Here is an 11,102-nt window from a genome sequence, read left to right on the forward strand (position 1 = left end):
CTTTTTAAATAGAAATGGATTATTTTGCAATATTTCTTTTAATTATTACTTCTTTTGTAGTTCCGTCCCAGATGATGTCTTTGCCATCTACTAGTCCTAATGCTCTTGCAACGTTTGCGATTGGAAGCATTGTTCTATTGCTCTTAAGAATTGGTTTTACATCACTTTCAAATACTTTACCATTTACGATTATTTGATTTGTATCCACTGGTATTTTAACTACTGTGTCTTTATCTGTTAAGATTACTGTTCTAGTTGGATCATCCCATTCTACCTTAAATCCTAATGCTTCTGCTACAAATCTAATAGGTAGCATGGTTCTATTGTTTGAAATAAATGGCTCTACATCCATTTTCACTTCTTTTTGAACACCATCTACTGTAACTACAAGAGTCTTTGAACCGATAACAAGTTTAGAATCCATCTTTATTTCTACTGGAACTTTTGTTTCGGTAGCTAGCTTGCTTTCAGGTTTTGTTGGTGTGAAAAATTGTAGTGACCAGAATGGGTTGTAATTATAAGTTGGTTCCCATGGATTTTGGTCTCTTCCAGTTTCAGGAACTTTATTGTTATTTTCTTTTTCTGCTTCTGTAATTATGTCAATTACATTTGCTTTTGAAGTAGCACCATCTATTTTCTTAAGAATATCAGCTTTTTCTTCTTCAGTTAAGTTATCAAGTGCAGCAACTTTAGATTTTGCTTCTTTTTTAGCATCTGCTAATTTTTTAACTTCTATTGCTTTTCTTTCATCATCAGCTGCCGCTTCTTCTTTTCTAGTCTTATCAAGGTCAGCAGCTTCTTTATTTATTTTTTCAATTTGAGCTGGATCTTGGGCTTTTTTAATCTTTTCTATAAAGTCTTTCTTTTCTTCTGGCAACAATTTTTGCAGTTGATTTATTTTATTTTCGCCATCTTCTATTGCCTTTTCAAGTTTTTCCTTGTCAGCTTGTATTAACTTTACAGGATTAATTGTCACAATCCAGGCATATTTTCCTGCTATATTGCTATAAAAATCATCCTTTACTCCTATTGTGTTTTTATTTTGAGCCTTGTACTTGTACGTGTTTTCTCCTACTTTTTCTATGAAATCTGCTTCCAAGTTATAGCTCTTGCCGCTGCAGTCTTTTAAAACTAGAGTAAAGGGATTTTTTTCTGGGGTGAGCTCTATTCTTTGATCGTTTGTGGCCCTGGCATAGGTATAGCCTCTGATTCTATTTTTCAAGGGTGAGAAGTCACAAATTCTATTATTTGCAAAGGAAAAGTTTGCAAAGACTTTGTTTCCTTCAAGGGCCGAAACATCTTTTATGTTGTTGTTTTCCAATCTCAGATATGTGATACCCGGCAAATTTTTCAAAGTGCTTATGTCTTCTATTTCATTGTCGTATAGGCTCAAATTCTCTAACTTGCCTAGATTTTTCAAGGGACTCAAATCTTGAATCTTGTTTTTGCCAAGATTAATAAGCTTCAAATTTTTCAGATTTTGCAAGGAAGTCATGTCTTTAATCTCGTTGCTTATAAAACTTATGGATTGCAGACTGGATAGATTTTCTAAAGCACTGATATCTTCTATATAATTTGAGTCCATGTTTATAGTCTTCAAGTTTTTTAGAGTCTTGATAGGACTTAGATCTCTTATTGAGTTTTCAAAAAGAGTCAAGCTCTCTAGGTTTGTTGCCTTTTCAAGTCCTTTTAAGCTCACCAAGTACATGTTTTTTGTGATGCTTAGATTAGTAAATAGAGACATTTCGTCTTCGAAGATTTCATTTTCTGCTTGGGGCTTTTTGTAAGTTTTAGAAAGCGTAGCAGAAATTTCTCCTCCGTATCCGTCCTTAGACTCAAAGTCTTTTTCTCCAGATTTTAATATTTTCAAAAGGGCTTCTTTGAGGACAGATATATTTTTTAGCGTGTCGTCTATTTCAAAATCTACCCTTGTTCTTTGGCTTGGTGGAGTCGGCGTTTCTTCCTCATTGTCTCCGCCTTCATTTGGGTTTGGCTTTTCGTCTTCATGCTCGGGAAGAGCAGATGCATCTATATTTATTATCCATGTTGGAGTTCCTGTATCATTAGCTTTTCCTATGTTTAGTACAGTATCTTCTGGCTTTTGTATGAATTTGTAGATGCCATTTTCGCCTTTTTCTATTATGTTTTGATAATCTCCGTTTAAGCTAGATCCGAGTCTTGCCTCTTCCAGATTATAGCTTCTGCCTTCTTTGTCAATTAAGTTTAGGCTAAAGGCATTTTCTTTTAGCTTGATGTCGATATTTTGCTTGCCAAAGGCGAATTTATATTGTGAGAAGCTCAAGTCTTTTATAGGCGAAAAGTCTTTTATTTTATTTTCATTGATATATAAAGTCTTTAATCCTGCTAAGTTTTTTAGTGGGGCTATGTCTTCTATTTCATTAGAATTAACTTTTAAAATCGTCAAATTTTTAAAGTCTTTTAAGAAATCCAAACTTTTTATTTTGTTTGCTTGCAAGGCTAGCTCTGTGAGATTAGTCATTTTTTCTAGACCTTTAGTGTCTTTTAGATCTTTTCTCCTATAAGTGAATTTCTTGAACATTTTCATTTCAAAGTCATATAGATCTTCGCTATCTTTATCCTTTTCATAGTTGGGATTATCTAAAACTATATCAGGTTTTAACGGGCCTCTACCCCTTCTTGTGGAATGATTCTTGTTTTTTAAAAGGTCTAAAATAAATTCTTTTAAATCCTCATCTCCAAATTCAACAACCTCTTTATTTACTTCTATATCTTTTTCTACTTGGAAATTAAAGCTATCAGATTTTACTGGTTTTAAATTATCTGCCGAAATACTCAGATAAGCTTCATAAGCTTCGCCCACTTGGCTTTTTGCTTTTAGTCCTTCTTTGGGCTTTATTTTGATTTCTAAGCTGGAACCCTTTATGAGATTGACATCTGCAAACTCGCCTTCAACTATGTCAAAAGATGCCTTGTCTTTGCCTTCCAGGCTGATGTTTAGCTTGCTTATATCTGTGTTACCTATGTTTTTTATTTCCACCTTAAGTGGCTTTATTTCTTCAAGCTTATAATTTTCTTTTGCTTTTTCAAACTTGTCTAAGACAGATACTTGCACCGCTGGCATGTCTATTTCTTTTGTCAAAGCACCTAGAGTGAAGTTTTTGTCTATGTTGTAATATGATTCGCTTTCTGGTCCATTATAAAGGAAGGACACATCTTGATTACTTTGGTAGTCGTAACAAGAAATAGTCTTTGCGTTGCTTCTGAATTTTAGGGCAAACTTGTCCTTAGATAGACTTATGTCGTCATTTACTTTTATGGTATAAAATCCAGCGTGACTCAAGTTTCCACTTGCTATTTTTTTCCAATTTGAATTCTCTTTTATGATGAGCTTTTTAACTTCTCCTCCCTGATAGTTGAAAGTTCTCTCTTTAGTTTTAAAATTGTCACTATCTTCTGTCATATATATCTCATACCATACTGGAGTATTAGAGCTATTATAAAACCTCACATCGGTTAGCTTTTCAGGCTCTTTGGTCTGTCTTTTGTAGATGTTTATCGCTCCGTTGGCATTGGTTCCATTTCCAATTTCAGTTCTGTTGCCCTTGTAGTCAGAGTAGGTATAGATGTGGGTAGACTTATCTTTAGCATCTTCTATTCTTGGAAAGATGAATAGGGGATCTCTTTTCCCTTTAGTAAAGGAGTCATAGGATATCCACATAAATCCATCTTCCTTTTCTCCGATTTTTTTCTTACCCCAAGAATTTTTTACTAAAAAAAGCTCCCGTAGCTTCTTCATTTTTCTTGTTGATGATTTTCATTTCATCATCCCAACCCACTATTGTGACTTGGTGGTTGACTATAGCCCTTTTGCCTAAATTTCCAAAATCTTGTATTTTAACTCTGTGATACTTGTCGTTAGGGTTGGTCTTTTCATATCCATAAGCATCAATAAAACCGTCATCATTATAGTAGCCACTCGCAACAGAGCCGTATTCCATGACACATTTTTTTATATTATCCACGTTGCAATCTAGCTCTATCATGTCTGGCACATAAAATTCGTGCAATTGTTTGTCGGCATCACCCATGAGATTTACTGCCCTATTGTCAAAAGTTCGGCTACCTGCTCTTGGATTGTTCTCTACGATTTCGTATTCTTTAGCATTTTTTTCTTGGACAGGTCCTGCCAGTCTTGAAAAATATCTCATTGCAATTAGATTGTTGCCTCCCGTTTCCAAGTCCACATCCTTAGATGCATTGTATGCCATGTGTCCTTCAGAAAAATCAAATTCTCCCTTGCCTTCTTTTAGCAAAAGAGTTTCAATAGTAGAAAGAGATGAGAAGGCCCAACAAACTCCAGCCATGTACTGATTTTTTACAGGGCTTATAATATTTCTTTCTCTCGAATCATATTTTTGGGGAAACCCTGCTTCCCTTAATTGATCTAAAGACCTTCTCTTTCTAATTCTAAGATTACTTTCTTCCCTTACATTTATGTATTTTTCTGGGATATATCCGTAAATAAATTCGTCCTTGTGATTGATGTAGTATGTGTATTCTGGGTTTAAGACTGGTTCAGTTATATTTTCGTTTAGATTATAGATTTCGTCTTGGTTTTCATCTCGAAAATACATACTCTCTGCATAAGTACCACTTCCCAGAGAAGATATACTTATAATTAACGCTATCAAGAGCGCAAACATTCTTTTAAAATTTCTTTTCATTTATTCCTCCTTTTTTTAATCCTTGGTTAATTATATCGTTAATTGATAAACATTGTCAATTGTATTAAATTTGTCGGAAATTTTTAATTTCCAAGTCCTTTTCACCTTACTTATCAATAATCTAATTCATAAAACCTGAACGAAGTTAAAGCTAATGCTTTTTTATATATAATAAAAGGTTATCAATTTTTTTCCATAACAATATCTATTAGAGAGTTACTCCCCCAACAGATATTATAGAGTCTTTATTTGCCCTAATATGTTTTTTTCATCCTTATCTTGACTCTTTACTTGTTCTTTTGATTTTAAGAGTTTAGAAGACCAGATACTAATATTTTTGTCATTTTCTTAGCTATCAATATTTGTTTTTAATCGTCCAAATGTTTTAACAAAATCTCTTTGTTTTATTTCTATAAAGCTTTTGTCTTATGTACTAGGTTAAGCAATTTACATGCAATTTATTTAGTTTTAAATATTCTAAATGTAAGCAAAAAAAGAGTAGAATAATTCCACTTCTCTTTTACTTAATTTTTCTTGTCTACAATTTGCCAGACAGCGTCTGTTAAATTGCATCTCCTGTCGTCAGGTCAAGTTTCATAGGATTTTTGGTCTTTCTAACATTTGTCATTAGTGAAATTCTAAAGTTCTCGTACTCGTCTTCTTCTCTTATGTAAGAGATGTCTTTTATTTCAAATACTATTCAATCGTAAACACTAATATTTATAATTTCTCCTACAATTTTTTATTATATTAGCCAATATCCCATCATTAATTTTCCGAAATCAAAAAAGCACCTATCATTTTTTAAAATAGGTGCCAAAATTTATTTTTTAACTTTTAACTTCTTAATAACCAATAATCCAATTACAACCGTTAACCAATAACAAACCTCACATAGAAATAATATTAATAATATTTCTTTTGTATGAGTCTTATTTATATCATATTTCAAAAAATAAAAATCGCACAAAATAAAAAGCCCAAATATGTTATACAGAAAGGCTTTTAAAAACATATTTTTCTTCTCTGCCAGACTTCTTATCTTGCTCTTTATGCTCTCGATATTAATCACAATAATACATCCACGTATTTTCTAGCCTCATCTTCAATTTTAAATAGTCTACTGTGCTGAAGATGAGAATTTAAGTCCTAAGGCTTGAGCCACAATTAAGGATAGGGTAGCTGCTATAGCTATTTTTATAGTTGTGCTAAGTAGTGTTTTGTTCATAATGATTCCTAATTGTAAAACTTATTTTTATATCTTTATATATTTTTTTTAGTCTTTGATTTACTGATCGTGGGTATTTCATATAATACTCAAATCTTAGCCTAATCAAAATATTTAAAGCATTAGTGTTTTTATAATAAGCTTGCGACCATATCGCCGTGCCTTTTTTCATCCTCCCTAACGCTATCGATTTCTGGAAACTTTTTTGCTACTGGAGCATAATTTTCAGAAGCTTTATACTCCCCCTTTACAATTTTTGGATACAATCTTTTTTTACCGATTAGCTTATAAAGGATAGGCATAAAGAAAGCCAAGGTTTTCTTTGGTTTTAAATTTCTCCTTGTAAGTTTATGAAAAACCGCAGCATGATGACCCTCCTCTGCTGCAAGCTTTCTAAAAGTAGCCGCATCATTTTTATCCTTAACTACATCAGCGAGGGCTTTGTACATCAAAACAACATCTAATTCTCCTTGTTGAGATTTTAATAATATTTTCATATCTTCTTTACTTATGGTCATATTCTCGCCCCTAGTTTTTTATTTTCATTTTATATTGTTAAAAATTTTGATTTATTTTCGCTCTATTTATTATATGAATTTTTAGATAAAATGACAATAAAAAACCCGACTTAAAACACTTTATAACGTATGTCGGGTAATTTTACTAGTTACTGTTTTTTATTAAATGGGCAACTGATTATACATGACTTGAGTGGTCAGTGTGGATAAAATTTTAATTCTTAAAAAAGCTCGCATGTGGAAATATATATTCTCAATTATTTCTAAATTCTACTAGCTTTTATATTAAGAGTATATAAAATTATAATTTCTTACACTTTTTGCATCAACACTACACTCTCCACATACTCATCATTGTCCATACTAAATTTCTTACTATCTTTAAGCTCTAACAAACAAAGTATTCTTATCTAGAATAATTAAGCCCCAAATAGGTTTACAATATATTTTCCCGATTGTCTAAGTTTAATGAATCATATCTTTGTAAAATTCATCTACGATTATAAGAGTATTTCCTTATAAAAACTGTCTAAAAAATATTTGTAATCCAGCCATTTCCCTATGCCGTTCAATAGTCCTTTAATAAATTTTCTAGCCATTCTATATTAGAAATCGATGAATTATCTACCGCTTCATCAGCAATATTTGTATGTGGACACGCAGAACATAATGGATTGTCTCCATTATTCCGTCTGCTATATACACCATTATTTTTAATTTCTTTTTCTATTTTCCCATTAACAATTTCAAAATGCAAAGAAGTTTCATCTGCATAGCCAGTATCTGGAATAAAACGCTCTGTAAAAGCAAAGTATTTTACCGTATTTCCTTCAAGAAACTTGTCGAAATAGTCTTTGCGGATAAAGACAGTTCCACCGATAGGGTCTCTATAATATGAATTCTTATTGTTGTTACATATTATCACTTTTTCTTTATCTTGAGTTTCCCATGATAAATCCGAAAAATTCAATTTGAGATTAAAAAATCTAATAATATTCGATGGTGGTAATACTAATGAAGTCTCCTCAAAAACTTCAGATTGATTATTAATATTTTTTACATTCTTGCAAAGCCAAGGTTTTGATTCATTATCAGGATATGAATTCAAATTGCCAATATATTCTTCTAATTCAATGGTCAGATAGCGAGCATTACCATCATCGTATATTGTTTCATTTTCCGAAGAGCAACACCACAAATCATATGTATCTTTCCATCTTGTTTCATATTTATCTTCCTCATGTAAAGATACTCTACCAGCCAACATTACCCATTTTTGATGTTTTAATTCAACTGTTTCAAGAAGATGCAACACATTTCTTCTAGTTAATTCAACATTTCCTACCCAACAAACATCACGCTGCACAGGCATCTCTAAGGAATTTATTGCATAATCTCCCAGTCTCTCTATAAAATCTTGATATGTTGGAATTGGTGCTGTAATAATAACATCTTCTCCATATTCCAAAGGATCATACACCTCATATCCGATACTATTCTGAATATTATTATATGTTGCAAACTGATTTGTATAATAGTTACACATCAAGCTCCCATAATATAATCCTGTTGCAATATCTACCCCCTTCATATAGACAGAATGATGAAAATCTCCTTCACGAATATTCATAGATTTTCTATCTGCTGAGATATTGTAATATTCGAAAACATATCTAAAAACTTTTTCAAAGCTTTCCATAAAAGAATTCATATCCAATGTTTTAATCTCTGCTATAGACTCTATCTCTGGCATAATTCTATTTTCGAATGCTAACCAACCGCTGCATTTCCCACCACATACACAGGAGTATTTATTATAGAGATAATTATTTATACTACTAATTTCATTCTTGTCATTTGCAAGAAATTTCGTATACATATTAATATGATCTTTTCCCCAATATCTAAATGGTAGAAAATCTTTATTCATAATATCCACATAAAATAATATGTCACTTAAATAATCTGAAACAACTGCATCTTCATTATATTTAAATAAATTCTTCCTATTCCAATTTATATAAGAATAAGGCTTGCCAAAGTAAGCCGAAATTCTACGGAGACTTTTTGCGTTTAGATTATCCTGTTCTGCAATAATCTTCTTGTAGAAATCTATAATTTTACTGTTGTCCTTTCTCATTTGACTCAGAACATATATAACAGCCTCTTGTATATAAAAATCAAAAATTCTATTATATTCAAGAATAACCCTATCGACATAACACTCATTCTTAGAAACCACCTCATATAACAATTTCATTGCTAAACATCTAACATCCTTATTAGGTGCTGCACAGCAGAGTAATGAAAAATAAAATGCTTCGTCTTCTCTTTTGTCAGTTCTGTCATTTAATGTTGTAAAATACAAAACATTTTTCAGTCTATTCTTTATACCATTTTGGAAATGATATCCAGACAATATGTTTGATAGCTCACATAACCTTTCACGGCTTTCACAATAATAATCAAATAAGTAGTTGCTACAGTTAAATGGTTTGTCAGTATATCCTCCCATCGACTGCAACAAATCACTATGGTCAATAGGTTTAAACATCTCCTGAAAGACTTTAATATCATCACGTTTAAAATGAACTTTAACCAATGTATTAAAATCCAAGTGTTCAATTAGCTCTGTATCTTTTATTAAGTCCTTTATCTTCTTATAATCTGGAGATATATTATCGAATATTGCTATAATAAAAGCTTCTTCAAGATTGTACAAAGATCCTACTTTTGATTTTATAATACTAATCTGTTCCTCGTAATTTTTTCCACTAATATCTTCAAATAAGGAACGAGCAATCAAAAAATCTGTCAAAGAATCAATAATAAAATGATAATACTTTTCATCATCACTTTCATAAGCATCCATAAAACCCATCTGTATCATGGATGAAAGAAAATTTTCCCCAGTTTTAATTACCGACAGTAAACTAGTCTCATCAATACGCTTTTTCGCATTTCTATACATCCATTGAGCAACTCTTTTTGTATCTTTCCAAACATCTATACCTTGACAAGTCAAACTGTCCTTAAATACCTTACCTATAGTTTTTTTTATATATTGCTCCAAAATAAAAGTAATAGACGCAATTCCATTTTCAGTTTTAGCGACAAGTTTTTGTGACGATAGAACATCACATAACATACTTAACAATAACGCATTATTCGAATACAAAATATCTTCGTACATATAAACATCCGACACAGATAGCCTTAGTATTTCACTTAATGCTGATTCAAAAGATACACCTGGAAACTTGTACTCATATTCTGATATTTCTTGATACTTTTTAAGAATCACATTATCCATTGAATTTGTTCTGTATGATATTATGATTCGTATTCTTGGATATTTCTTAAGCTCCGTTAAAATATCTATTAAATTATTCTGTCCTTCCTCTGATATTTCATTTATTGCATCAAAAACAAAAACAAATCCTTCATCACTTGCTTTTATTATTTCTTCAACATTAATATTGTTTGTATTCTTTTCAAACTTTCCATATATGCATAAATGCTCAATATTATTCTGCTCCAATTGTTCTTCGAAACATTTTATAAAATAGCTCTTGCCAATACCCCCTTCTCCTGAAATTAAGCAAAAACTATGAAGACTCATATATGTTTCTATTTCATATAGGCTTAATCCGTGCCAAGATCCTTTCAAATTCCGTACATCTGAGATTTTTTTTGCAATTTCTTCTATGAAAGCTGACTTTTCAGAAAAAAATGCATCATACGTTGCCAACACTTTTTCTAACGATGATATTTCATGTTCTGCTTCCTTATCTATTTGATATCTTCTAATTTTCGGAAGTTCTCCCATAAGATAATCCATAAACTCTGGATTTTCCCATTCCATGACATAAGCAGGATTACTAATTGCATTCATTCTATCTTTTTGATTTTTATTCAATACTCTGTAATTCATAAGAACCTCCTTACTCAAAAATAATCTATATTTTATTTCATAAGCTGAACATACCTTAAGCTGCTATATTATCCACGTTTCATATTTCTCCCAAAATATCTAAGTGCCTCCATAATTAACTATTCCCTTCTAGGTTATACATTTATACTGCTTTGAATCCTCTAATTTTTGATTATTGCGGTTTTTTCCAGCATAAAGACAGTACATTCTCTCCACCTTTGAATATATTATTATTTCATATCAGGATATCATCTTAAAATGCTTCAACGCGGCCAAAATAGCTTCTTCCTTTTCAATTGGACACTGTGGCACTTTTTGATTTCCATTTTTTGATATATTATAGTGTTTCCTAACTTCTAAACCATATTTTCTCTTCACTTGTGCAATATAAAGTGTCGATACCTTAAAATCATACTTCTCGAGCACATAATTCTGAATTTGTTCATAAGTAGCTTTACTTTCAGCACTTGTCAAGTCCATATCATCCATAGGAAGTTCTATACTGATATGATTCTTTGAGTCCAGTTTGGAAAGCAACACGATTGTCTCCACATGCGTTGTCTTTTGCTTGGGAACATAATTTTTTATCCTCGTTATTCTTGTAGGAACACAATTTATTAATGTCATTGTCTTTGGCATTTTTTCTATTATCTTTAAAGTTATTAGAATCTTGACTATCTTTAACCCCTGTTTTGAAATAGAATGTTAAGTCATAA

General features: G+C 31.5%; 5 protein-coding genes and 2 pseudogenes. All 7 read right to left on the reverse strand.

Translation table 11 applies throughout. The features are described from left to right. Positions 1-19: 19 nt before the first annotated feature. Positions 20-3,778 (reverse strand): stalk domain-containing protein, encoded by a 3,759-nt coding sequence (locus HMPREF1252_RS03575; RefSeq protein ID WP_036746791.1) that lies wholly within the window; start codon positions 3,776-3,778, stop codon positions 20-22. Then, positions 3,732-4,706: a C1 family peptidase gene (locus tag HMPREF1252_RS03580; protein WP_023059357.1), complete on the reverse strand. Its 975-nt coding sequence runs from the start codon at positions 4,704-4,706 to the stop codon at positions 3,732-3,734. Before HMPREF1252_RS03580 ends, HMPREF1252_RS03575 begins: the two co-directional genes overlap by 47 nt. A gap of 565 nt (positions 4,707-5,271) precedes the next feature. Next, positions 5,272-5,448 (reverse strand): annotated as a pseudogene (locus HMPREF1252_RS09880) (nucleotidyl transferase AbiEii/AbiGii toxin family protein); the annotation flags it as partial. A gap of 617 nt (positions 5,449-6,065) precedes the next feature. Beyond that, complete coding sequence (locus HMPREF1252_RS03590; protein ID WP_023059380.1) at positions 6,066-6,452, reverse strand: ferritin family protein; 387 nt, start codon at positions 6,450-6,452, stop codon at positions 6,066-6,068. A gap of 568 nt (positions 6,453-7,020) precedes the next feature. Further along, positions 7,021-10,386, reverse strand: a complete 3,366-nt coding sequence (locus tag HMPREF1252_RS03595; protein WP_023059329.1) for an NACHT domain-containing NTPase — start codon at positions 10,384-10,386, stop codon at positions 7,021-7,023. 240 nt (positions 10,387-10,626) lie between these two features. Continuing rightward, the gene (locus tag HMPREF1252_RS09705) at positions 10,627-10,875 is read right to left on the reverse strand and encodes a 23S rRNA methyltransferase (protein WP_155804236.1); all 249 of its coding nucleotides are present in this window, start codon (positions 10,873-10,875) and stop codon (positions 10,627-10,629) included. Beyond that, positions 10,868-11,102 (reverse strand): annotated as a pseudogene (locus HMPREF1252_RS09785) (recombinase family protein); the annotation flags it as partial. The gene HMPREF1252_RS09705 and the pseudogene HMPREF1252_RS09785, both read right to left, overlap by 8 nt.

This window comes from Peptoniphilus sp. BV3AC2 (assembly GCF_000478945.1).
GTDB classification, from domain to species: Bacteria; Bacillota; Clostridia; order Tissierellales; family Peptoniphilaceae; genus Peptoniphilus_B; species Peptoniphilus_B duerdenii.